This window comes from Psychromonas sp. CD1 (assembly GCF_002239585.1).
Taxonomy (GTDB): domain Bacteria; phylum Pseudomonadota; class Gammaproteobacteria; order Enterobacterales; family Psychromonadaceae; genus Psychromonas.
Map to the genome: position 1 here is coordinate 1,067,462 of NZ_NDFH01000003.1, position 25,806 is coordinate 1,093,267.

21 protein-coding genes and 3 pseudogenes are annotated in these 25,806 nt (G+C 37.0%); 10 read left to right on the forward strand and 14 right to left on the reverse strand.

What is annotated here, in order from left to right; all coding sequences use genetic code 11:
- Positions 1 to 58: 58 nt before the first annotated feature.
- The 5 genes from pcnB (at position 59) to panD (ending at position 4,035) form a co-directional block, all read left to right on the forward strand.
- A complete protein-coding gene (gene pcnB, locus B8W84_RS06430) occupies positions 59 to 1,414 on the forward strand; it encodes a polynucleotide adenylyltransferase PcnB (protein ID WP_257797925.1) in 1,356 nt (451 codons plus the stop codon).
- A complete protein-coding gene (folK, locus tag B8W84_RS06435) occupies positions 1,407 to 1,913 on the forward strand; it encodes a 2-amino-4-hydroxy-6-hydroxymethyldihydropteridine diphosphokinase (RefSeq protein WP_094752445.1) in 507 nt (168 codons plus the stop codon). The genes pcnB and folK overlap by 8 nt, the downstream gene beginning before the upstream one ends.
- A gap of 23 nt (positions 1,914 to 1,936) precedes the next feature.
- Positions 1,937 to 2,731 carry a 3-methyl-2-oxobutanoate hydroxymethyltransferase gene (gene panB, locus B8W84_RS06440; protein ID WP_094752446.1) on the forward strand — a complete coding sequence of 265 codons (795 nt, stop codon included), beginning with the start codon at positions 1,937 to 1,939 and terminating at the stop codon, positions 2,729 to 2,731.
- A 12-nt stretch (positions 2,732 to 2,743) separates the two neighbouring features.
- Positions 2,744 to 3,592 carry a pantoate--beta-alanine ligase gene (gene panC, locus B8W84_RS06445; RefSeq protein ID WP_094752447.1) on the forward strand — a complete coding sequence of 283 codons (849 nt, stop codon included), beginning with the start codon at positions 2,744 to 2,746 and terminating at the stop codon, positions 3,590 to 3,592.
- A gap of 62 nt (positions 3,593 to 3,654) precedes the next feature.
- Positions 3,655 to 4,035, forward strand: a complete 381-nt coding sequence (gene panD / locus B8W84_RS06450) for an aspartate 1-decarboxylase (protein ID WP_094752448.1) — start codon at positions 3,655 to 3,657, stop codon at positions 4,033 to 4,035.
- Positions 4,036 to 4,122: 87 nt separating this feature from the next.
- Here panD and B8W84_RS06455 read toward each other — a convergent pair.
- From B8W84_RS06455 to B8W84_RS06470, 4 genes and pseudogenes are all read right to left on the reverse strand, one after another.
- Positions 4,123 to 4,795: pseudogene (locus tag B8W84_RS06455) on the reverse strand (IS6 family transposase).
- Positions 4,796 to 4,993: 198 nt separating this feature from the next.
- Positions 4,994 to 5,746, reverse strand: a complete 753-nt coding sequence (locus B8W84_RS06460) for a LutC/YkgG family protein (RefSeq protein WP_094752449.1) — start codon at positions 5,744 to 5,746, stop codon at positions 4,994 to 4,996.
- Positions 5,747 to 5,766: 20 nt separating this feature from the next.
- Positions 5,767 to 7,176 (reverse strand): LutB/LldF family L-lactate oxidation iron-sulfur protein, encoded by a 1,410-nt coding sequence (locus B8W84_RS06465; protein ID WP_094752450.1) that lies wholly within the window; start codon positions 7,174 to 7,176, stop codon positions 5,767 to 5,769.
- 12 nt (positions 7,177 to 7,188) lie between these two features.
- A complete protein-coding gene (locus tag B8W84_RS06470) occupies positions 7,189 to 7,911 on the reverse strand; it encodes a (Fe-S)-binding protein (RefSeq protein ID WP_094752451.1) in 723 nt (240 codons plus the stop codon).
- Between the two features lie 253 nt (positions 7,912 to 8,164).
- Between B8W84_RS06470 and B8W84_RS06475 the strand changes: the two are divergent.
- Positions 8,165 to 8,370: pseudogene (locus tag B8W84_RS06475) on the forward strand (IS6 family transposase); the annotation flags it as partial.
- Between the two features lie 232 nt (positions 8,371 to 8,602).
- Here B8W84_RS06475 and B8W84_RS06480 read toward each other — a convergent pair.
- Positions 8,603 to 9,586: a sugar-binding transcriptional regulator gene (locus B8W84_RS06480; RefSeq protein ID WP_094752452.1), complete on the reverse strand. Its 984-nt coding sequence runs from the start codon at positions 9,584 to 9,586 to the stop codon at positions 8,603 to 8,605.
- Between the two features lie 339 nt (positions 9,587 to 9,925).
- Here B8W84_RS06480 and tal point away from each other — a divergent pair, with 339 nt between their 5' ends.
- The 3 genes and pseudogenes from tal to B8W84_RS08250 form a co-directional block, all read left to right on the forward strand.
- Complete coding sequence (gene tal / locus B8W84_RS06485; RefSeq protein WP_094752453.1) at positions 9,926 to 10,876, forward strand: transaldolase; 951 nt, start codon at positions 9,926 to 9,928, stop codon at positions 10,874 to 10,876.
- A gap of 88 nt (positions 10,877 to 10,964) precedes the next feature.
- Entirely contained in the window at positions 10,965 to 12,959 is a 1,995-nt protein-coding gene (gene tkt / locus B8W84_RS06490; protein WP_094752454.1) for a transketolase, read from the forward strand.
- Positions 12,960 to 13,110: 151 nt separating this feature from the next.
- Positions 13,111 to 13,298: pseudogene (locus B8W84_RS08250) on the forward strand (helix-turn-helix domain-containing protein); the annotation flags it as partial.
- Between the two features lie 77 nt (positions 13,299 to 13,375).
- Here B8W84_RS08250 and trmB read toward each other — a convergent pair.
- From trmB to B8W84_RS06535, 8 genes are all read right to left on the reverse strand, one after another.
- The gene (gene trmB, locus B8W84_RS06500) at positions 13,376 to 14,032 is read right to left on the reverse strand and encodes a tRNA (guanine(46)-N(7))-methyltransferase TrmB (RefSeq protein WP_094752759.1); all 657 of its coding nucleotides are present in this window, start codon (positions 14,030 to 14,032) and stop codon (positions 13,376 to 13,378) included.
- Positions 14,032 to 14,805, reverse strand: coding sequence for an ABC transporter permease (locus B8W84_RS06505; RefSeq protein ID WP_094752456.1), 774 nt, complete (start codon positions 14,803 to 14,805; stop codon positions 14,032 to 14,034). Before B8W84_RS06505 ends, trmB begins: the two co-directional genes overlap by 1 nt.
- Positions 14,798 to 15,718 (reverse strand): ABC transporter ATP-binding protein, encoded by a 921-nt coding sequence (locus B8W84_RS06510; RefSeq protein ID WP_094752457.1) that lies wholly within the window; start codon positions 15,716 to 15,718, stop codon positions 14,798 to 14,800. The genes B8W84_RS06505 and B8W84_RS06510 overlap by 8 nt, the downstream gene beginning before the upstream one ends.
- Positions 15,719 to 15,732: 14 nt before the next feature.
- Positions 15,733 to 16,260 carry a hypoxanthine phosphoribosyltransferase gene (hpt, locus tag B8W84_RS06515; RefSeq protein ID WP_094752458.1) on the reverse strand — a complete coding sequence of 176 codons (528 nt, stop codon included), beginning with the start codon at positions 16,258 to 16,260 and terminating at the stop codon, positions 15,733 to 15,735.
- Between the two features lie 275 nt (positions 16,261 to 16,535).
- On the reverse strand, positions 16,536 to 17,141 hold the full coding sequence (locus B8W84_RS06520) for a flavin prenyltransferase UbiX (RefSeq protein ID WP_094752459.1): 606 nt from the start codon (positions 17,139 to 17,141) through the stop codon (positions 16,536 to 16,538).
- Between the two features lie 8 nt (positions 17,142 to 17,149).
- Positions 17,150 to 18,490 carry a UDP-N-acetylmuramate:L-alanyl-gamma-D-glutamyl-meso-diaminopimelate ligase gene (gene mpl / locus B8W84_RS06525; RefSeq protein WP_094752460.1) on the reverse strand — a complete coding sequence of 447 codons (1,341 nt, stop codon included), beginning with the start codon at positions 18,488 to 18,490 and terminating at the stop codon, positions 17,150 to 17,152.
- A gap of 154 nt (positions 18,491 to 18,644) precedes the next feature.
- A complete protein-coding gene (locus tag B8W84_RS06530) occupies positions 18,645 to 19,562 on the reverse strand; it encodes a manganese-dependent inorganic pyrophosphatase (RefSeq protein ID WP_094752461.1) in 918 nt (305 codons plus the stop codon).
- A gap of 262 nt (positions 19,563 to 19,824) precedes the next feature.
- Positions 19,825 to 20,157 carry a hypothetical protein gene (locus tag B8W84_RS06535; RefSeq protein ID WP_143522285.1) on the reverse strand — a complete coding sequence of 111 codons (333 nt, stop codon included), beginning with the start codon at positions 20,155 to 20,157 and terminating at the stop codon, positions 19,825 to 19,827.
- A 205-nt stretch (positions 20,158 to 20,362) separates the two neighbouring features.
- Between B8W84_RS06535 and B8W84_RS06540 the strand changes: the two genes are divergently transcribed.
- Positions 20,363 to 21,079, forward strand: a complete 717-nt coding sequence (locus B8W84_RS06540) for a sugar diacid recognition domain-containing protein (RefSeq protein ID WP_094752463.1) — start codon at positions 20,363 to 20,365, stop codon at positions 21,077 to 21,079.
- A gap of 50 nt (positions 21,080 to 21,129) precedes the next feature.
- On the opposite strand, the gene B8W84_RS06545 is transcribed toward B8W84_RS06540, so the two are convergent.
- Complete coding sequence (locus B8W84_RS06545) at positions 21,130 to 25,692, reverse strand: ATP-binding protein (protein ID WP_094752464.1); 4,563 nt, start codon at positions 25,690 to 25,692, stop codon at positions 21,130 to 21,132.
- Between the last annotated feature and the right edge of the window lie 114 nt (positions 25,693 to 25,806).

Consider the following 25,806-nt stretch of genomic DNA (forward strand, 5'->3'; position numbering starts at 1 on the left):
TAAACGATTAAAACAATTCGTTAAAAAAGTATTTGCGAAAAGAAATAAAACAACAACGGTGCCTTCATTAGAGCAATATAAAATTCCAAGAGATAAACATACTATCTCTCGAAAAGATATTGATGATAATGCATTAAAAGTATTATATCGCTTACACAATGCAGGCTATAGAGCCTTACTGGTGGGAGGCGGTGTGCGCGATCTACTTTTAGGTTTAAAACCGAAAGATTTCGACATTACAACAAATGCTACACCTGAAGAAATTAAAGCTCTTTTTCGTAATTGTCGTTTAATTGGCCGACGTTTTCGTTTAGCGCATATCCTCTTTGGTCGAGATGTAATTGAAGTTGCAACTTTTCGTGGTCACCATGATCAAAAAAGTGCACAAGACATTCAAAAAGTAAAACAATCTCAAGGTGGAATGTTATTACGAGATAACGTCTATGGCTCCTTAGAAGAAGACGCTGAGCGCCGTGATTTTACCGTAAATGCAATCTATTATGATATTGCTGATTTTTCTTTGTATGACTGTTGCAATGGGATGCAAGACTTAAAAGAACGTAGATTAACCTTAATCGGCGATCCGGATGTTCGCTATAGAGAAGATCCAGTACGTATGCTACGTGCTATTCGTTTTACAGCAAAACTGGATCTTAAAATAAGCCCGGAATGCGCAGAGCCTATTCGACGCTTATCAAACCTTTTACAAGATATACCCGCCGCACGACTTTTTGATGAAGTGATAAAGCTATTGCTTTCAGGGCAAGGCTTAACAACATACCGTTTGCTTAAAGAGTATAAATTATTACAAGTCCTTTTCCCTATTCTATTCAAAGAAGGTGAAGACGACACGGCCACGGCAATGATAGAGCAAGCTTTAATCGACACAGATAAACGCATTGCTCAAGGAAAACGTGTTACGCCGGCCTATATTTATGCAGTGTTACTTTGGTACCCCGTAGAGCAACGCGCCCATGCTATAAGCTGTGAAAGTGGCATGGAATACCATGATGCCTTTTTACTCGCGATGAATGAAGTATTAAGTATTCAAGTAAAAAGTATTGCTATTCCAAAACGCTTTACAGCCACTATTCGCGATATTTGGATGCTACAATTACGTTTACCTCGTTTTGGAGGAAAACGCGCACAACGCGTTTATCAACATATTAAATTTAGAGCCGCCTTTGACTTTTTAGCATTACGCGCACAAATAGAAAATGCAACGGAATTAAAAGACCTTGTTGTGTGGTGGCAAGAGTATCAACAAAATAATCCTCTACCTGTGCACCAATATGGACGTCAACATATTAATAAAGCAAATGAAAAAAAACCAGATACGACAAAGACGGCACCTAAAAAACGTAAATATAGAAACAAAAAACGCTCATCTAATACGGATGTTCTAGATGCTTAGTTATATTGCAATTGGCAGTAATCAAAAACATCCAATACAACAAGCAAAGAAGGCGATAGAGGCCTTGAAAGGTTTACCTAACACACAATTACTTAAATGTTCTTCTTTGTATTGTAGTCGACCTATGGGCCCTCAAAATCAACCGGATTATATTAATGCGGTCGTTGAATTAGACACACAATTAAGCGCATTACATTTATTAGATGAGTTACAGAAAATAGAGCAAAACCAAGGGCGAGAAAGAAAGGCGCTACGTTGGGGGCCACGTACTTTAGATTTAGATATTATCTTATATGCAGATCACAGTATTAATACATCGCGCTTAACCATTCCACATTATGGAATGAAAACCCGAGAATTTGTACTATATCCTTTGTTTGAAATTGCCCCAGAAATAAAATTACCCGATACAACGCTTTTGTCGCAATTAATCACATTATGTGATAAAAAAGAGCTCACAAAAATAAGTGACGCAGATCACACTTACAACACAGATTAACTCAATTGAAATTAGGAAATGTTATGCCTAGAATTAGTGTTTCTCATTTAATGAAAATGAAAGTAGAGCATCAAAAAATAACTTGTATCACGGCTTATGATGCGAGTTTTGCCACGATTTTTGATCAAGCAGGTATTCAAGTTTTACTTGTCGGAGATTCTCTTGGTATGGTATTACAAGGCCATGACTCAACTCTACCGGTCACCATTGATGATATAAAATATCACACAGGCTGTGTTGCGAATAGCGCAAAAAATGTATTAATCATGGCTGATTTACCGTTTATGAGTTACGCCAATACTGATCAAGCTTATGCCAATGCTGCAATCTTAATGCAAGCTGGTGCGCATATGGTTAAGCTCGAGGGAGGAGATTGGCTCGCTAGCACTATACAAGGCTTAGTCACACGTGGTGTTCCTGTTTGTGGTCATTTAGGTTTAACCCCACAATCGGTTAATGTATTAGGCGGTTATAAGGTGCAAGGTCGCCAAGAAGAGCAAGCAGATAAATTACTTAACGACGCATTGCTTTTAGAAAAATCTGGAATACAACTCTTAGTTTTAGAATGTGTCCCTGTTGTTCTTGCTAAACGCATTACTCATGCATTAACAATCCCAGTTATTGGGATTGGCGCTGGTGCGGAAACCGACGGACAAATTTTAGTGATGCACGATGCTTTTGGGATTTCTGCTGGTTTTTGCCCCAAGTTCTCTAAAAACTTCTTACTCGAAACAGGTGATATTCGAGGAGCAGTAGCACTTTATAAAAAACAGGTAGAAAGTGGTGAGTTCCCTGCAACTGAGCATTGTTTTTATTAAAAAGAGAATAAAATGAAAATTATTCATGATCCGATATTATTACGCGAGAGCGTTAAACAGATCAAGCAAAAGGCTCAAGAAATTGCATTCATCCCAACTATGGGTAATTTACATAATGGCCATCTTGCGCTCATTAAAGAAGGTCAAAAAGTTGCAGACATCACAATCGTTAGTATTTTTGTCAATCCGATGCAATTTAATAATAAAGCAGATTTAATCAATTACCCCATAACTTTAAAAGCCGATTATGAAAAGTTAATGCTAGCGGGTGTTGATATTATATTTGTGCCGAGTGTTGATGTGATTTACCCACATGGTTTAGAAACGCAGACTTACATTGAAGTACCCATGCTATCTAACTGCTTGGAAGGTAAGCTACGTCCGGGCCATTTCCGTGGAATGAGCACTATCGTGGCCAAGTTATTTAATCTTATACAACCCGATTATGCTTGTTTTGGAGAAAAAGATTTTCAACAACTTGCCATAATTAAGCAAATGGTAAAAGATCTGGCCATGCCTATCAATATTATTTCAGTTCCGATTGTACGTGCAGATAATGGACTGGCATTAAGCTCTCGTAACAGTAAACTTAACGAGTCAGAACAAAACATAGCCCCATTACTGGCACGTGTGATGCACGATTTAGGAGAACAACTTCCATCGAAACGTTTAAACTATCAGGCACTTATAGTCGAAGCATCAAAGGCATTAGAAGAAGGTGGATTTAAGCCAGATTCTATTGATATTGTTGATGCAAAAACGTTGCAAACATTACACAACAAAAGTAATAAAGCCGTTATACTAATGGCGGCTTTTTTAGGTAATACACGCTTAATCGACAATAAAGTAGTTAATTTATAAATGTTTACTTTATTATCTCATCAGCTGAATTAATCAGCATAATATTAACGAAAGGTTTTTGTATGCAAAAAACAATGCTAACAGGCAAACTACACCAAGCTCGCATCACGCATGCTGAATTAAATTATGAAGGCTCTTGTGCGATTGATCAAGATTTATTAGATCAATCTGGTATCTTAGAATATGAAAAAATAGAGATCTATAACATCGAAACAGGTGGACGCTTTGCAACTTACGCGATATCTGGAGAACGTGGCTCTAAAATAATTTCAGTCAATGGAGCAGCCGCTAGAATGGCTGCCGTGGGTGATCGTGTCATTATCTGTGCTTATGCAAGCTTAAGTGCAGAAGAAATTAGCCAACATAAGCCCAGTTTAGTTTATTTAGATGCAAGCAACAATATTGTACGCACCAGTAAAGCGGTGCCTATACAAGTCGCTTAATTCTCGATGACACAATAAAACCTCTACGTAAATATAGGTAGAGGTTTTATTGTTTAACCCCTTAGATTTAAATAATAAGTGCATAACTTAAAATAGGTAAAAAAAGTGGTCAGCTGAATATATGCGAATTACTTTTTCATAAAACTGATCCCATGGAGTCATTCCTTCTGAATCGAGCATCTGTCCGTGTTTAATCATGGCGCAGACTTCAACACCGGCTAACGTTGATTCCGCACCAACCCAAGACTTCCATCCTAAACATTGATGCATTTTACCTTTCACTTTTCGATGGCTTTGTTCAACAATATTGTTGAGGTATTTAATCGCTAACACTTCAACCATATAGAGCATATATCCAGACAACAAAAGGTGAATATTGATAGTATCTAACGTGACTGCATTCGCACCACTTTTATCAATAACTACTTTACGTGACAACTCATTACTCGTAATGGCTTTATCAAAGAAAGCCCGTATGTCTTGTTCATTACGGGTTTCACTCAAGTAAAATCAATAATAGCGCCATACTTATCGACTGCTCGATAGTAGTAGACCCACTTACCTTTCACCTTTATGTAGGTTTCAGCAATGGAGAATATTTGATCACCCAACGATTCAAAGTTAAGTGATCAAAATGAATATTACGCTCAGCAAATATCTCATCTATTTCACGGTAGCTGAATTTGTAAGCAAGATAATAACGCAGTGCCATTAGGATAATATGTGATGGATAATGTCGCCCTGAGAAATTGATCGCCATGTATTAATGTTCCAAAAAATATAAGCCTGCTTAGGATCAAATATTTGAATAAAGTTAGTCAAAGTTTGACTGTGAAATTTAACTTTTTTGATTGTTTAAAATTTTAGGAGGTAATGAAAAAAGAGACCCCTTTATATAAAAAAGGGGCTGAAATATAAGAATAAAGAGCTATCTTTCTATTTAGTGAATCAATGCTACTTACATATCATCAATAATGACGTAGGTTGCATAAATAGGTCCATGTGCACCTACGACTTTAATAAGCTCTATATCTGCAGTCGAACTAGGCCCTGAGATAAAATTAATACACGAAGGTATACGCTCTCCTGTTTTGATTTTTTCATTAAGTATGCGAGTGGCTTGTGTCATACGTGGTAATAATGAACTCTTTAATACGATAAAAATAGATGCCTCGGGTAATAAGCTGATAGCACGTCCTTGTAGTGCCGAATTATAAAGCACAACCGTGCCCGATTCTGCTAAAGCATATTCAGCAAATACAACGCCAACATTTGCTTGTTCGGCAAATTTTATATTAGCTTTATATCCCGCAGAAGCATCCCAAATATGTACACTATGCTTTGCATTGACTAAATCTTGAGGATTCAACATCGCAAGTAAACGTTTATCGGCTGAAAATAGAGTATTTCCATGGACGTCTGCCTTTGCGCAATAATGCGCACAAAGTGTACGTAATGTTTCTGCTAATTGTGCTTTTTTTATACACAGGGTTTGCATACCTAATGTTTCTTTAGTGAATTTAATTAATTCATCTTTAAGTTGATCTTGAGTAAAATCAGCCATTACTTCCCAATGACATGAATATTTTAATGTAGGACGAATAACATTTTTATATTTACGGTTTCGTCCTAGTTTTTCTGCAATATTATTTAAGAATTTGTCACGATTATAAATACTACCCGATACTTTAGTTGTTTTATTTTCTAGCATAGTAATATACTCTTTTATATTTATTTTCTGTTTTTAAACCAAGTCCGAAATGATTCACCATCAGGGTTAGGTAGATCTCGAGTGTTAGTCCATTCTTTAATCGGACCTATATTAATAGGCAGTTTCCCTTTTTTAATAAGACCGGTGGCGATACGCGCGCCTATTTTCACACTTGTATTCCATAATATCGGGCGTGCATTAACATAATTAAAAACAGTAACAGCAGCACGCTCAGCAAGTGGTGTGATTTTTTGATCTGCCATTTTTTCTCGGTGTTTCAGTAATAGATCGGACAAGGGGATTTTAACGGGGCAAACATCATGACACGCTTTACATAAAGTGCATGCGTAAGGTAATTCTTTAAAATCATCATAGCCACCAAGTAGGGGTGATAACACTGCACCGATAGGGCCTGGGTAGATAGAACCATATGCTTGCCCACCAATATGTCGATAAGCGGGGCAGGTATTAATGCAGGCAGCACAGCGGATACAGCGTAAAATATCTTGAAACTTAGTCCCTAAAATGTCAGAGCGCCCATTATCAACAATGACTAAATGAAATTCTTCCGGTCCATCACAATTATCATCTTCACGAGGTCCAGTTAGCGCGGTGATATAGCCTGTTAGAGCTTGCCCTACAGCGCTACGACAGAGTAAACTTATTACGATATCAAGTTCTTCAAAAGTGGGGACAATGCGCTCCATTCCCATGACTGCTATATGTACTTTGGGTAACGTAGTTGATAAACGCGCATTACCTTCATTCGTGACTAAGGAAATAGAGCCGGACTCTGCTACTGCAAAATTACAACCGGTGATGCCGATATCGGCTTCTAAAAAATCGTGACGAAGATGTTCTCGAACAAAACGGGTCATCTCTTCAGGGTTATCTGTACCTGTGTAGCCTGCTTTATCTTTAAATATCTCGCGAATTTGAGCGCGACTTTTATGCAGAGCGGGTACGACAATATGTGAAGGGGCATTATAATCATCACATTGTAAAATATATTCGCCTAAATCAGTTTCAACTACTTGCCATCCATTACGTAATATCATTTGGTTAAGGCCAATTTCTTCTGTAACCATAGATTTAGCTTTTACGATCTTTTTTGCTTTTTTTTCTTTTATAATTTTTTCAATATAATCGGTTGCTTCTATTGCAGTTTGTGCAAAAAATACATGTCCACCATTTTTTTTAACATTATCGCTTAATTGTTGTAAATAATAATCTAAGTTTTCAAGTACATGATCGCGGATATCTTTTCCCATCTCACGCCATTGTTCCCAGTTACCTAATTTGTCGGCTGCAATTTGACGATTTTCAAACATAAGTCCTTGAGCATGAGCCACGGTATGGAGCATTACATCATTTTGCATTTGTACATCAATGCGCTCCTGAAAGTTTTTTGAACTGGTTTTCATCGACATAATAATATCCTTTTATCGACTTAGTAGCACATCAACAATATGCATCACTTTAACGGGTTTATTTTCACGGCTAATACGCCCACCTATATTCATAAGGCAACTAACATCGGCACAAATCAAAAAATCCGGCTCTACCTTACTGATATGCTGAACTTTTTCTTTAACCATGGCGGAGGATATTTCTCCCATTTTAATCGAGAATGTTCCTCCAAAACCGCAGCATGTTTCTTGATTTTCAATCGCTAACATTTCTAAGCCTTGTACGTTTGCAAGTAAACATAATGGCTCTTCGCGTACGCCAAGTTTTCTAATTAAACTACAAGATGGATGATAAACAGCGCGACCAGCAAGGCGAGCGCCGACATTATCAATACCTAATTCATTCACAATAAATTGAGTGAGTTCAAATAAACGATTTGCAATTTGTTGAGCTCGAGCTGCCCATTTGGGTTCACTAGCAAAATATTTTGGATAATTTTTTATGGAAGCAGCACAAGAGCCTGCAGGCGTTACAATGGGATAATTATTGATTTCAAACGCTTTAATAAGTGTTTTCATCGCGGGTTTAGAGCTTTCGATATAACCACTATTGATAGCGGGCTGACCACAACATCCTTGTTTTTCAGGAAAAATGATCTCACAGTTTAATTGTTCGAGTAATTGAACTGTTTTTTTAGCCACATCAGCTTTCACTGTGTCGCATAGACAAGTAACAAATAAATTAACTTTCTGCATTAAGGTGCTCCAATAAAGAAGAAGCCCGTTGGTAAAATAGGCTGTATTATCCGCCGATGTGTATATGCGGTGTACTTTATTAAGGGTGAAAAAAGATTTGTATACATAGATAAACTTGCAAAACAAACCAATTGAATATTGCGTGAGTCTGCTCTCCTTTTCAATGCGTTGCAACGGGTTCTGTCGCAAAATTGACGAAGTAAACCAATGTGTTGTAATGTTTCTCTCTTTTTAAGAGCATGAGTGCCGTGCAATTAATTTTTCAGGACGACATTATCCATCATCATGATGACACTTCGATATTATCTAGCTTACAAACTCAGTTATCGTGAAATAGAAAAGATATTTACTGAATGGAATATTCATATTGATCACACAACCTTAAATCGTTGGGTGATCAATATTCTCCATTGCTTGAAACCCAGTTTCAGAAAAAGAAAACGTAAAGTATCTGACTCATGACGAGTGGATGAAACTTACATAAAGATAAAAGGTAAGTGACTTAAATATGAGCAATCTCACATGGAAATCGGTGGTATTACCCACCCATTCAAAAACTTAAATAAGCACCGAAAAAATATCTATGCTTGAACTCTATTAAAAATGGGGGGTTACGCATAAAAAATCAAATTATATCTAACAATAAAAAATGAAAATGCTCTCTTCGATCTAAATAGAACACTGTAAATATTCAAACCTTAATTTGTTCATCTAAATTTAAAATAGTTAATGCATTACTGACACTTGTTGCAAGCACATCTACCGCCCCACTACGTAAAGCGCCTAATAATGCCAACGGTTTATTATTTTCAGATGCAATCGCGATTACATTTGATATAGGCCTAAATTCATCAATACTTAGTCCTATGACACGATCATTCATTACCGTATTAGCAACATTTCCTTGTACATTAAAAAAATCATATCCGCCGAAATCACCTACAACACCATTATTTAATCTTGATTGAAGCACCTCATCTGCGGTAAACCAACCTAAACTTACCATGTAATTATTTTCACTCATATTGCCAATACCCACTAAAGAAACATCTGCTTTTCTTGCCAAGTCTAGCGTTTGCTTAACAGTTTCATTCTGCATAAAGGCCATTTTTTGCGCCTTATTTTCAGCGTAAGCGGGGGCGTATAAAGTTTCTGAACTACCACCATATTTTTTGGCTAATTGCCGACTGATATGATCTGCGTTAAACATCCCGCCCCTAGGATGTATCCCACCAATAGCACATACAAACTTACAATCTCTAGGGGCAATAACGCCAACATGATGGGCAACCGCAGAAACATTACGTCCCTGACCAACAGTAACGACCATGCCATCTTTAAGAATACTTGCCAGATAATTAGAAACTAAACCCGCCACCTGTAAGCGTTGCTCCTCTTCATTATTTTGATCTAAAGCTATCAATGCTCGCTTTATCGAAAACCGTTTTATTAAGCGTTGCTCAATTTGCGCACTGAATACAGGATGATATTTTACTGTTATCTCAACAATTCCTTCTTTTCTGGCTTGCTTAAGCATGCGCCCTACTTTTGCTCTAGATATCGAGAATTTCTTTGATATCTCTTCCTGTGTAGAGCCCTCTTGATAATACGCAACAGATATTTCTGTTAATAAATCTGTTTGTTGCGCTGATATATCAAGTTTTTTTATAATCATTTTATCTCTCTCTACGACACCAACTAAGTATTACATTTGATCGGCATTGTTACATATGCGCGCCAAAAAGTCTTTGTCTGTTTTATAAGGAATAATTTAAAACCGCATTTTTCTCTCTCTTTTACACTTTCACAATTGAAAATAGAGATTAGTACGTATTTAAACACATACTTGATTGACTTATAAAGTGAATCAGCTATTTTGAATCTATCAATTACTCAAGCGTTAAACATATGAGCAACCCTAATGTTCAACGTTGAACATTCGTAAGCTTTATTTATTTAAAGGTACGAAGAAAAAATAGCTATGCATAATTAAGCAAATATAAGGATGATATATATGAGCAACAAATTACAACAACTTAGAAAAATAACCACTGTCGTTGCCGATACAGGTGATATTGAAGAGATCCGTAAATATCAACCCGAAGATGCGACCACCAATCCATCACTTATCCTTAAAGCAGCTCAAATTTCTGATTATGCGCCTCTTATTACCCAAGCCATTGCTTATGCAAAACAGCAAAGCAATGATAAAGCGCAACAAGTACAAGATACCTGCGACATGCTCGCCGTTAATATCGGCAAAGAGATCTTAACAACTATTCCAGGACGTATATCTACAGAAGTCGATGCGCGCCTTTCTTACGATACAAATGCCAGTGTCACTAAAGCACGCCAACTGATAAAAATGTATAACGATGCAGGCATCAAAAATGAACGCATCTTAATTAAATTAGCCTCAACATGGGAAGGTATTCGCGCAGCAGAAATTCTTGAAAAAGAAGGTATTAACTGCAACTTAACTTTATTATTCTCTTTCGCACAAGCACGTGCATGTGCAGAAGCAGGCGCATTTTTAATATCTCCTTTTGTAGGACGTATCATGGATTGGCATAAAGCAAAAGAAGGTCGTGATTTTTCACCACAAGAAGATCCTGGCGTGATCTCTGTCACAACTATTTATAATTACTACAAAGAACATGAATATAGCACCGTAGTTATGGGTGCAAGTTTCCGTAGTATCGGTGAAATCTTAGAAATTGCAGGTTGCGATCGCTTAACTATCGCCCCTGCATTATTACAAGAATTAGAAGAGGCTGAAGGTGAAGTTGTCATTAAATTAGTCGCTGCAACGGATATTAAAACTCGTCCTGATGCCATGACGCATGCACAGTTCCTTTGGGAACATAATCAAGATGCCATGGCAGTTGAAAAACTAGCTGAAGGGATCCGTAATTTTGCTATCGATCAAGGCAAACTTGAAATAATGATCGCGGCAAAGCTTTAATTATTTAAAATAAAAGCAATTCAGACTCATCTGCATTTGCTTTTATTTCTCTGAAAAACGATTTAATCACTTATAAATGGTAATATTTATGCAAAGTAATCAACTCGCTAACGCTATCCGAGCTTTAAGTATGGACGCTGTACAACAAGCTAATTCGGGTCACCCTGGGGCGCCTATGGGCATGGCAGATATCGCAGAAGTTCTTTGGCGCGGTCACTTAAAGCACAACCCTCAAAACCCTCAATGGTCGGATAGAGATCGCTTTATTTTATCTAATGGTCATGGCTCAATGCTTTTATATTCTCTACTTCATCTTAGTGGATATGATCTTTCTATTGACGATTTAAAAAACTTCCGTCAATTGCATTCCAAAACACCTGGTCACCCTGAATATGGCTACGCACCTGGTATTGAAACAACGACAGGACCTCTAGGTCAAGGCATTACGAATGCCATCGGGATGGCATTAGCTGAAAAAACATTAGCAGCCCAATTTAATAAAAAAGATCACTGTATTGTCGATCATCATACTTATGTATTTATGGGTGATGGCTGTCTTATGGAAGGGATCTCACATGAAGCTTGTTCTCTTGCAGGGACCTTAGGTCTTGGCAAACTGATTGCATTTTGGGATGACAACGGCATTTCCATTGATGGTGACGTCGATGGCTGGTTTACAGATGATACTCCAAAACGCTTCGAAGCTTACGGTTGGCATGTTATTGCTAATGTCGATGGACATGATGCAAAAGCTATCAACGACGCGATTCAAGCAGCCCAAGCTGAAACAGAAAAACCTACCCTTATTTGTGCAAAAACAATTATTGGCTTTGGTTCACCTACGAAACAAGGTACACATAATTGTCATGGGGCCCCACTTGGTGCTGATGAAATTATTGCAACACGCAAAGCTCTCGGATGGGAATACGGGCCATTTGAAATCCCGACTGATATTTATGCACAGTGGGATGCAAAACAAGCGGGCCAAGCCAAAGAAAATAATTGGAATGAAAAATTTACAGCTTATAGTCGTGCTTATCCTGAACTAGCGGCTGAATTTACACGCAGAGTCAAAGGTGAACTACCAGAACATTGGGAACAAAAAACATCAGCTATTATTGCAGATTTACAAGCGAACCCTGCTAATATTGCATCAAGAAAAGCATCTCAAAATGCACTTGAAGCCTTTGGATGTATGTTACCTGAATTTCTTGGTGGCTCAGCAGATCTTGCTCCATCGAACTTAACCATTTGGTCAGGTTCAAAACCAATTACTCGTAATAATGCATCAGGTAACTATCTTCATTACGGCGTACGTGAATTTGCAATGACAGCCATGATGAATGGGATAACTTTACACGGTGGTTTTATCCCCTACGGCGCAACTTTCTTAATGTTTATGGAGTATGCACGTAATGCATTAAGAATGGCCGCGTTGATGAAGATACAAAACATTCAAGTCTACACTCATGATTCTATCGGCTTAGGTGAAGATGGTCCAACACATCAACCTGTTGAACAAATATCTTCATTACGCTTAACGCCAAATATGAGTACATGGCGTCCTTGTGATCAGGTCGAATCTGCCGTTGCTTGGAAACTAGCAATAGAACGGAAAAATGCCCCCACAGCACTCATTTTTTCACGCCAAAACTTGGTACAACAATTACGTAGTACGGAGCAAGTTACGAATATTTCCAAGGGTGGTTATATTTTAAAAGAATGTTCAGGCACTCCCGATTTACTTCTCATTGCAACGGGGTCTGAAGTGAACCTTGCTATGCAAGCGGCTGCTCAATTAAGTCAAGAAGGTAAAGAAGTACGAGTAGTATCTATGCCCTCTACTGACATTTTTGATAAACAAGATAGTGCTTATCGCGAGGCTGTACTGCCACATGCAGTGACAGCGCGTGTTGCTATTGAAGCGGGTATTAGTGATTACTGGTATAAATATGTTGGTTTAAACGGACGTGTGATTGGTATGACAACCTTTGGTGAGTCTGCACCTGCCGATGAGTTATTTAAAATGTTTGGTTTTACAGTAGAAAATATTATTGAAAAAGCAAAAGAAATCATGCCTTAGATTCAAATAATAAGTGCATAACTTGAATAGGTAGAAAAAGTGGTCAGCTGAATATATGCTAATCACTTTTTCTCCGGCAAGAGATGCAACAATGAAAACATATAAACAACTGAGCTATGAGCTAAGATGCCAGGTTTAAGCCTTAAAGAAAATAGGATTGAGTCAAAATAAAATAGCACGGCAGTTAAACGTCAGCCAATCAACTATTAGTAGAGAACTTTCCCGCAATACAGGCAAACGAGGTTATCGTATCAAGCAAGCCTGCAGATAAACGTAGATTACTTTCCAGTAAGGTCACTGAAGATGACTGCCAGTCTCGTTATATTAATTGATTCAAAGAGATATTCCGGCATGGTTCCCCCTACCGAGTCACGTATCTCATTATCAAATACATGTTTTATAAAAAGCCTCGACCATTATTTTAAACTCGCTTTAAGTTGTAATGAGGCTTGCCCACTTGCCCAATACTTACGCTCAAAAGGTGTAATCGCTTTAGCTGCTTGATATTCTTGTATTTGGCTCGATTGCCCCGCAAGCTCTAATGCACGCGCAAATTCTTTGATATACGTAAACCAATTACTACGTAACTCTAACTCACCACCCAAAGCTATAATAGCAGGGAAAACAGCGCTACCATGCCAACGTCGTTGTAAGTGTTTAGCTTTAGGCCAAGGGTTGGGATACAGTAAATAATGATGCGACAAATGCCAACCTGCATCAAGCGCAAGCCTCCAAAAATCATTTAAATTAACTTGTAATAAACGATAGTTATCCGCAGCCTCTATGCCATGTTTAGAGAGCCTATCTGCTGACTTATCAAGACCTAAAACAATCGCTTCAGGGTGCCTTAAAGCAAGATGATATGTACTTTCCCCTACGCCACAACAAGAATCAAAAATAATCGGTTTATTTTGCTGCTCAACCCACTTTTCACAGGCTTTAAATGCATCTAATGTATGCTTTTGATAAGGCTTTTGAAAACGATGCTTTAAATGTTTCAACACCACTTCGTCTAATTGCTCATGTAAACCATTTTGATTCGATGTAATAATTCTTGAATTACCGAGTACCATCATGTACGTATACCTACACCTTTTTTCAATAAAATACTGACTAATATATAAAGGATGCCAATAAAAGCGAAAATAACACTAAAGGCAACCGATAGATTGACATCCGCAATACCTAAAAAACCATAACGAAAGGCATTGATCATATAAAAGACAGGATTAAAATGGGAAATAACTTGCCAAACAGGTGGTAATAAACTGATGGAATAAAAAACACCACCTAAGTATGTTAATGGTGTTAATACAAAAGAAGGTATAATACTAATATCGTCAAATGTTTTAGCAAATAACGCATTTAATAGTCCAGCCAGTGAAAATAAAATTGAAGTACAAAGCACACTTAAAATTAAGATCCCTAAATTAAAAATATGTAAGTCAATAAATAGTAACGAAACACAAGTGACAAGAAATCCAACCATCAGCCCGCGTGTCATGCCTCCACCCACATATCCGAAAATAATAATATAATTGGGTACGGGAGCCACTAATAACTCTTCAATATTATTTTGAAATTTAGCACTAAAAAAAGACGAGGCCACATTTGAATATGAGTTGGTGATCACCGACATCATAATTAAACCGGGTACGATGAAAGACATATAATCCACCCCGCCCATGCTACCAATACGCGAACCAATTAAATTGCCAAAAATAACAAAATAGAGGCTTACAGTTATAACTGGTGGGACTAAAGTCTGTAACCAAATACGTAAAAAACGATTAATTTCTTTACGCAATATACTTTGTAGTGCAATACGATAGGAACATTTAAACATTAACTTTCTCATTTTTAAGTAAGCCTACAAATAACTCTTCTAAACGATTAGATTTATTCCTTAAACTATTTACTCGAATTCCCTGAGCTGTAAGTTCCTCGAATACTTTATTTAAAGAAAGCTCTTTAGACAATTCCAATTCTAATGTGACTTCATCTAATTGGGTAATTTTAAAACGTTCACTACTCGGCAGATACAATGGTGGATCAACATCTAATATAAAAGTCTCGGAGTCTAATCTCGACAACAATTCTTTCATACTAGTATTTTCAACTAAATTCCCTTTATCTATAATGCCTATATTGCGGCATAACCTTTCCGCTTCTTCTAAGTAATGAGTCGTTAGAATAATGGTGACACCTTTACTATTTAACTCTTGTAAAAATCCCCACATAGTTCGACGAACTTCAATATCCACACCCGCTGTCGGCTCATCTAAAATCAACAAACGAGGCTCATGCATCAACGCACGAGCAATCATTAAGCGCCGCTTCATACCACCGGATAATTCACGGGAAGCTTGATCTCGTTTATCCCAAAGATCTAATTTTTTTAAATATTTTTCAGCACGTAATAATGCCTCTTTACGGTTAATTCCATAATACCCAGCTTGGTTAACTAATATCTGAATAGGTGGTTCAAATTGATTAAAATTAAATTCTTGAGGCACTAAACCAATTTGACTCTTAGCAGATTCAAGCTGACTATCTAAATCATAGCCAAAAACCTTTATTTTTCCCGAGCTTTTATTCACCAAAGAAGCAATGATACCAATTATCGTTGACTTCCCTGCACCATTAGGTCCGAGTAAAGCATAAAAATCACCTTCTTCCACTTGCAAAGAAAGTCCTTTTAATGCTTCAACGCCTCCTTTGTATACTTTTTTTACATTATCGAGATCAATCGCATACATACGGTTTACCTATATTAATCATTAAACGTAACCATGCCAATATAAGGTAGATTACGATATAGTTGATTAAAGTCCATCCCATAACCAACCACAAATTTATCTTCGATTGAAAATCCTTGCCAATCAATTTTTACATCAACTTCTCGACGAGAAGGCTTATTAAGTAACGCACAAATAGCAACAGAATTAGGATTACGTAATAACAACATTTCTTTTATTTTTGCTAATGTATTACCTGTATCAACGATATCTTCCACAATAAGCACATCTTTATTACGAATTTCTTCGTCTAATTCTTTTAAAATTTTAACTTCACCTGCAACAGTACTACTACCATAACTTGAGGTTGCCATAAAATCTAGTTTAACCGGAATAGTTAAACGTCTGGCGAGATCGGATAAGAAAATAACCGATCCTCTTAATAACCCAACGAGTATAAGTGACTCACTATCTTTATAATGCGCATCAATTTGTAATGCCATTTCTTTGACTCGTTTCTCTATCTCATCTTCAGAGATCATTGTTGCAATCGAATGATTCATATTATACCTATTTACTTAATTAACGGGCGATTGTACCACTATTCAACATCGCTTAAATGAAAAAAATGTCAATAGTACGCATAAAAAATAAACGCCTTACATCAAAAAACAAGATTAATTATTCCGGATATCCAATGTGATGAATATTCCAATCTCCCTAAAAGCAGCGTAATCTAATAACATAGTTGATGACAAAACATAATAATTTTAATGGTGTTTTATAGTCATGCGTTACAAGATCTTCTTTACCATATATAAATTCGTCAAAAAATCCTTTATTGACACCACCTTTTGCTTTTTGTATGTTTTATTTTTAAGTGATCCAACAAACGTGCCACCATAAAGTCATGTAACTCCACAATAGATTGCGGGCGATGATAAAAACCAGGTGCTAATGGCATGATGGTAACGCCTAATTCAGAAAGCGTTAATAAATTACGCAAATGCAAGGTAGAAAATGGAGTTTCTCTTGGCATGATAATAAGTTGCCCGCGCTCTTTAAGCACAACATCTGCGGCACGCTCAATTAAGGTCTTTGATAAACCCTGTGCAATCGAGGCGAATGTCCCACAACTACACGGACAAATGATCATCTTCTTTGGTGCGGATGAACCAGACGCTACAACTGAAAACCAATCCATACGGCCCAAAACAATAATTTGCTGTGCTTGCGTATTAAAACGTTTTTCTAAAAAAGCATTTAAGGCTTCTATTTCATCAGGCCACTGCTCATCAACTTCTGTTTTTAATACTATTTTTGCAGCGTCAGATAAAAGCAAATAAATTTGGCAATTACTTTTTACTAATGTATCTAATAGACGTAAAAAATAACCACTACCTGATGCTCCCGTAACCGCTAATGTTACTTTATCTAAAAACATAATGAACCCTACAGATTATCTAATAACTTCTGATGTAAATTTCCAAACCCACCATTACTCATTATCAAGATATGATCTCCTGGAACAGCAATATCAACTAATTTATCGACTAAGTCTTCGATATCTGTTGATATATCAACTTTTTTACCTTGCTCAAGAAACAAATCAGCAATAGACCACTGCATATCAACACTTTCATAAAAATAAATAGCATCTGCAACAGAAAGCGCATTTACAACCGCTTCTTTTTGTATACCTAAACGCATCGTGTTAGATCTCGGCTCTAATACCGCAATAATTCGTGCCTCTCCAACTTTCGCTCGTAAACCTAATAACGTAGTATTAATTGCTGTCGGGTGATGCGCAAAATCATCATAAACGGTAATATTATTTACCACGCCTTTAACTTCCATCCGCCGCTTAATACTTTTAAAAAGACCTAAAGCTTGCGTTGATATTTCTGGCGTAACACCCACATGCCGGGCGGCGGCGATGGCACCTAAAGCATTATTAATATTATGCTCACCAATTAAAGGCCAATTAACAACCCCCCCAGCTTTACCATTAAATAAAACTTCAAATTTCGAGCCGTCTTCTTGAATCTTATTAATAGACCAATTCTCACCTAAATATTCAACTTCACTCCAGCAACCCATATGTTTGACGGACATTAATGCATCATCTTGATTAGGGAAAAAAATACGCCCACTTTCAGGAACTGTTCGTATCAAATGATGAAATTGTTTTTTTATCGCATCTAAATCATCAAAAATATCCGCGTGATCGAACTCAAGATTATTTAAAACTAACGTCCGTGGATGATAATGCACAAATTTAGAGCGCTTATCAAAAAAGGCGCAATCATATTCATCGGCTTCAATTACAAAAAAAGGCGTTTCACCGAGACGTGCCGATAAACCAAAATTGTATGGCACGCCACCAATTAAAAAACCAGGTTTCATTCCTGCATATTCTAATATCCAAGCCAGCATGCTTGCAGTTGATGTTTTACCATGAGTTCCCGCCACCGCTAAAACCCACCTATCTTTTAAAACATTTTCTAATAACCATTGTGGACCAGAGATATAAGGCATTTGTTTGTCTAAAATAGCTTCAACACAAGGATTACCTCTACTCATTGCATTACCAATGATTATCATATCCGGCTCGCAATCGAGCTGACTCGGGTCAAACCCATGAATAAGTTCAATGCCCTGTTCTTGCAATTGTGTACTCATTGGCGGATAAACATTTTTATCCGACCCCGTCACTTTATGACCTAACGATTTGGCAATAATAGCAATGCCACCCATAAAAGTTCCACAAATACCGAGAATATGAATATGCATAAAAACCTCAAAAAATGATAAGACTCAGAATAACTGAAAGTGACACTATAAAAAAGGATGAACATTTTTTATGTTCATCCTTTCACGATTCAAAAGTTAAAACCTATAATTTTCTTTATTAAGTACATTAAATATCGTTTATACGTTAGAAAAACTAACTTTCGAATGCACTCTGCAAGAATGGAATAATTTGTTTTTTACGGCTCACTACACCTGGTAGTTCAAATACATTTCCCTCAACGCTACTGTTTAATGCGTTAGCCACTTTATCTGCATCCTTCGATATTATCAAAGCAGTCGTATCTAATGTTGTAATATCAGTTAAAAGTACAAGGGTAGAATGGTAGCCTTTATCTGCCTGTAGTTGTCTCATCTCAACTAACATTTCATCTTTTTTCTGTAAAGCCACTGTTAATGATGTTAATTCTAATTGCCCTATCGCTATTTTTTCACCCGCCATTTCAAATACTTTTTGATCGCGTAAAATAAGCTCTGCTGCTGAAACATTTTTAATATCTGATTTTGCTTCAAATTGAGCTTTTGCAAAGACCTTAATATCATCCACACCCGCTATTTTTGCAAGTGCAAAAGCGGCGCGTTTATCTAGTTCAGTAGTGGTAGGTCCCTGAAAGTTTACCGTATCCGAAATAATAGCGCCCATCATCAGCTTAGCAATAGCAGGCTCGGGACTTTTTTCATGAAATTTATACATGTTGTAAACAATTGTAGCGCTACACCCCACCGGCCAGATCCAACATTCTAATGGTTCAGAGGTAGTAATGTCCCCTAATTTATGATGATCAACAATACCACGCACTCTAGCTTTTTTCATATCGCTAGTGCCTTGCCCCCAATCCGAATAGTCAACAATGAAAATATCTTCACCCGCAACCGATGTGCGGATCTCAGGCTGTTCAAATCCAGCGCAATCTAATAAAAATAAAGCTTCAGGATTCGGTTTACCTTGTAGAATCGGTGTTGCAGGACGGCCAATTTTATTAAAAAGTGCAGCAAGAGCGATCGCACTACATAAACTATCACAGTCAGGATTTTGATGACCAAGTACTAACATATTAATATATCCAATTAAGTAAAAGTAAAACAATGTTGATGGATTAAATTATGATGTATTACGTCAATAAGCACCCAAAGGTCATTGAACACTATCGATAATTAATGCCTATAATTCATCTATATTCTATTATACGCCTATGATACCTAAAATATATTCTCTGTCACTATTTCAAAATAGGATAACAAACCACCCCGTGATCATTTAATAAACAAAACAAAGCAATATCAGACATAGCACCCTATTTTTAAACTCTCGATCCTTATTGTAATTGCTGTTGCCTCTCTAAAATAGAAAGTACCCGATAGTGCTTTTCATTATCTTCAATGAATTGTTGGTAATAGCGCCGGTTTCTAACACAAAAATAAATATCTCTCCCTGTTTTTAATAATAAACAAGTAGCAGATATATCTATGGCGGGTAACTCATTGTCTAATTGGCGTAATGCTTCAGCATCTCTATACGCTTCTATACGATCCCGTTTTGCATCAAAAACATCGTTACGGATTAAACTTCCCTTTGTTTCTATATGAACTTCACCCGCGTAGACAACCAATGAAATAAAAGACAATATAAGTAAATATTTAATTTTCATGTACATACTTTTTAGACTCCATAAAGATGATAAGCAATTTTTTAATCCATTAGAATACAAATAAACCCATTCTTTTTTATGCACTCTTATATTAAGACTAGCTACTACCTCTGAAAACTTCTATTTTATATCATACTAAAAACGCTACCTCTGAAAACTTCTATTTTATATCATACTAAAAACGCTTCAAAATATGGAATATACTATGCAACTCAATAAAGAAATGGCTGAAAAAATATCCATCAGATCGATGCGGATCATTCAACATTCAGTGAATGTTATGGATGAATTCGGCTTCATTATTGCATCTGGCGATCCAAGCCGAATTAATTGTCGCCATGAAGGCGCTTCACTTGCTATTAACGAAAATCGAATTATAGAAATAAACCACGCGATGACACAACAACTTCGAGGCGTCAAAATCGGCATCAATTTCCCTATTTTATTTCAAAATAAAATCATTGGTGTTGTCGGCATTTCTGGCGAACCCTCTCATGTGCGCAAATATGGAGAGTTGGTTAAAATGACAGCTGAATTGATCATAGAGCAAGCTGCATTAATCACTGATATTCAGTGGAATAAACGCCATTTAGAAGAGCTTGTTTTGCAACTGGTCACATCCTCAGATTTAAGTGAGGTACAATTACATAGCATTACACAACGTCTAAAAATAGATCCATTACAAGAACGTATTGCCATTGTTGTCAAAGTGAATCCCGATAACGGACAATGCTTATCGCTCGAACATTTACAAAAAGTCGTACAATTACTGAATGCACAAGAACGAGATCTTATGGTGGCCATTGTTTCTATATCTAGAAATGAAATCTTAGTATTAAAACCGACTCAATTTAAAAATAAAAAATGGTGTTATAGTGCAGAGCATAACTGCATCTCTAATTTAATAGCCGTACTTCACTAAATAAAAAAGCCAGTCACTTGACTGGCTTTTTGTCTGATAACTTTATTTTATTAAAGTGGCGTCACAATGTATAACAAGTCACCACTAGAAACTTGTTGACCATTATTGTTAATAATACGCTCGATACGGAACTTAGTATCGTGAGCATAAAGCTCTGCATCAGGTTGATTAAAGCTTGATAATGTAATGGTTGAGAACATTTTCATTGCCTCCATCAAGCCTAATGTCTGCTCAATATTAACAATGTCCCCTTCTAATACAAAGTCAGGCTCTGCAGGTGAGGAAGCGCGATAGAAAATCCCCGCACTTTGCGCAATGACTTTCAATTCATTACTACCTTCAACTCGAATCGAAACTGCACTGCCACCCGTAGATGCTGACGCTTCTATTTCTTTTATCATGACATCTTGATCTAATCTAGCCATAAATTTAGGCAAGTACGTTGTATCATAAATACCTTTTAAGAATACCTCATCTTTTAAAATACGCAGTAACAAAGGTATGTTCGTTGCGATACCCGTAATTTCCACTTTTTCTAAGAATTTAATCAGTTTAGTTATCGTATCATTTCGATTTTTACCCGAGCAGATAAATTGCGCCACTAAACTATCATAATAAGGAGAAACCTCTTTAGAACTTGCTATCATTGAAATAACTTCAACATCATCTTGCTCTGGAATAATACATTTTTCTACTTTCCCAGGATACGGTAATAATTGCATGACTCCCTTCGCATCAAGTGTTGCTTTTTCAGCCGTCACCCGAACTTCAATCGCATAACCTTTTTTAACGGGTTTCATATCCGCAATGCTTTCACCTGACGAAATGGCATATTGTGCACTTACGATATCAACACCTGATGTGGCTTCCGTTACCGGATGCTCTACTTGAAGACGCGTGTTCATTTCCATAAAATAAATAGCATCTTCATCAAGATCATAAATAAATTCAACCGTACCTGCACCCATATAATCAACCGCATTGGCAAGGCTTTCGGTGTATGCCATCGCCTGCTCTTCTAATTTTTTAGGTAGCATTGTCGATGCAGATTCTTCAATTATTTTTTGATTATTACGTTGTACTGAACAATCACGAATACCTAAGACACGTGTGTTGCCATATTTATCACGAAGTAATTGCACTTCAATATGTCGTAATGATGTAATGTATTTCTCAAGATAAAGATCACCATTACCAAAGGCACTACGCGCCTCAGCAGATACTTGCGCAAAGCCACTGAACATATCTTCCGCTTTTTCAATAGCAAGAATACCTTTACCCCCTCCACCATTAACAGCTTTAAGCAATACAGGATAGCCAATGCCATTGGCTATATCGAGAGCTTGCTCTGCTCCCGTTAATATTCCGTGCGATCCAGGTACAACTGGAACACCGTGATCTTGCGCTGTTTTTATGGCGTTTGATTTATTACCCATCGTTAACATACTGTCCATGCTTGGACCAATAAAGTTAATACCATGACCAACACAAAGATCTGCAAATTGGGGGCTTTCAGACAAGAAGCCAATACCGGGATGTAAGGCATCTACTTCTTCATATTCTGCAATTTTCAAAACTGAATTTGCATTTAAATAACTTTCATCTGAAGTATTACCACCAAGACAAACTAAACGATCTCCAGCTCCTAACATATTTGCAGGTACCGAGGTCATATCAGGATCCGAGGCAACCAATACAACTTTAATATTGTTTTGTTGTGCGATACGAATTAATTTAACCGCAGTACAACCACGTGCATGCACTAATACTTTTTTCACTGGCTTCATTAATTGACGAGGATCGACTTGAGAATATTCATCATCAACAAGGCTACACACAGGTACAAATCCCGTTAATGCTCGTTGAATCGTTTCTTCAATCGATATCGTTGGCATTGGCATATTTGCATCAATATCGGTTAATTTAGCATTAAGATCATCAGAAAAAGGATTGATAACTAAACCATCCATTGCGCCAGGTACACGAGATAAATAGTTAGATAACGTTGATGTGGATGGTAAGTATGCTGGCACAACCATTTGTCCCGCAAAGGGCATATTCGTTCCAGATAGATAATAGGTTTGTACCATTGGATGCGTTACAAAACTTGCTTGTGCACCACCCGTACAGTCTCCATAACCAAATACTAGCACCGGTAAATCATTATCACGAATAAAACGAGTGATTCGATCGTTGACAACTGCCATAGAAAATAGCGCACCCGCACCTTCTTTGGTTTGCATTCCACCCGAACTAATAAAAGCGACAACCGGTAAATGTTGTTTTGCACATTTAACTAATAATGCACAGAATTTTTCAGCGCTGGCCATATCAAAAGCACCCGCCTGAAAGGCAAGGTTAGAAAGCGCGATACCCACTTTTTGCTTTTCACCGCTTTCGAGTTTAAATTCACCGATTCCAGTCACTAAACCACAAGGTTTAATGTTTTTATCTAAGGCATCTTCAACCGATAAACGAAAACCTGGAAACTCTAATAAATTGGCAGTCATTAAATCTTTATTGGACTCTTTAAAGTTAGTAAAAAACTTATCCAAAATAACTTCATAGTAATTATTCTTTTTTCTTTTTTCAGTTTTTAATACCGCTTGAATTAATAGATCTTGATAGCCCATTGTTAAACGGTTCCAGAAATCTTTACGTCGTCCAATGCGAACAGGATTAATGACGCCATTATAATCTGCAATATTTTCTCTACTTGCATAATACGACGGAATGATTTTTTCAAATAAATAGGTCAATATAACAAACAAACTTGCATTCATTTGTGGGGCGCCAATACTTTTCCACTCTTCGACTTTAGCTAGAATATCTGCTCGCTCACTTTGATCTGTAAAGTAACGTAACCAAAGATGGAAACTCGCTTTTAATTGCTCATAATTATCATCACTAACTTTATTTAAGGCCGCTTTTAATGAACTGCGCACTAAAGATGAAATCGACTCACGAGATAACTTTTTGGTTGCCATTGCTTCTTTTGCAATAGACGCCAAATTACCCATTGTATTATCATATAACGCATTAAAAACCAAAATATGACGGCAATGTAAAATAAAACACTCACGTGTTTCTACGTGGCTAACCACATCAATACTTGTCAGGGTTTTCAATTCAGGCCAAGCATTGGTCAGAGGTAACGATTTTTCATCTTCTAGATGTGCAATTAATGCGCGAAAATTATCTTCAGCGCTACTTTTCCAGCGGTTATATAACGACCAAGTTAAATTAATTAATAATTTACTCCGTGCATTATCATAGTTTTCTTGAGGCTCACCTAAAATAAGTTTGGTAAAAATATTACGTTCAATGCCTTTATCTTCACGTTTGGATAGAAAAGATTTCCAATTTTTATTAAGCACATCATCATAAATTAACTTATCTGGGCTTTCTAACCAACTTCTAAATATTTGTTTTCTATTTGCTTCAATGCGTGCATTTAAATCGCCTTCGGGAATCGTTAACTTAGATAGACGCCCATATTCATTTTTATGGATAGCTTTAATACGCGTTCGTAATGTCAAATAACGCATATAACGATAAGTAGTACCAAATGCATTATTATGTGAGGTGGGATTTTTTGCTATTAAATGTGCATGTTCAGAAGCGTTCTCAACTTCCATCAATTTACTCGACGGATCTAAATAGCGCGATAAACTGCGATTATAATGCTCTAATATATCAGGATATTTACGTATGAATTTAACAGATGTAGATTCTATTGATAGAATACTTGATATGATCGCTTTTTGTAAATTATGTTGGCGTTCGTCTTTGTCTACTGGAGAAAAATCAACAATTCCATCAATGCACCCTTTTTCATAAAGCTCTTCAGGTGAAACACCTACAGACTGTGCGCATTCTTGCCACGACAAGTTATATTTACGCGCAATACTTTGTAAACCTTTAGGCTGAATCGTATTAAAAATACCATCACGCACTGACAATAAGATATTTGCAGTAGCAAGAGGGATCGCGCCACCCGAATAGCCGACGCCCACAACAATACCAACCGTTGGTACATCAACATTGGCACTCTCGGTTATCATTTGTGAAATACTATGCGCTTGGTTTTGACTGTTTGCACATTCTCCGGCATCCGCCCCTGGAGTATCAATCAAATACACAATAGGCAAGGATAAATCAGCAAATTTACGAATCGCTTTACTGGCCTCTAAATGATGCTCAGGCATCCAAGCTCCGTTATTAGAGCTACGCTCTTGAGCAATAATACCAATACGACGCCAATAACCACCAAAATCTAATTCCATTTCTACACTATAGAAAGCGCCATTGGCATGCTCTGTAATTATTTTACCGTTAAGACCCGCTATAATATGTTTCGAACCTGGACGTTTATTATCTTCTGCGGGTTGCACGGTACGTTCTATATATGCATCAACATCCATTTTTTTTATGAGCGACAAATTAGATTTAATACGTTCGATCGCAATTAAACCTTCTAAGTTTTTAGTATTAGATGGTAAAGAATTATCTGGAAATAGAGAAAAGTCTTTGGCGATATGCTCAGCATGAATAAAAAGCGGATCCGCAATCTTATTACTTTCAAACTGAGAAGAGGAAGGTTTTCCTGACATACAATACCCTTACAAATAGTGATGAAAAATATATTTATACCCAGCCTCTTGAATCTGCCTTTTAAGTGGTTTGGGTAATTGAACACGCTAATTTACAACTAATTAACTAGCTAA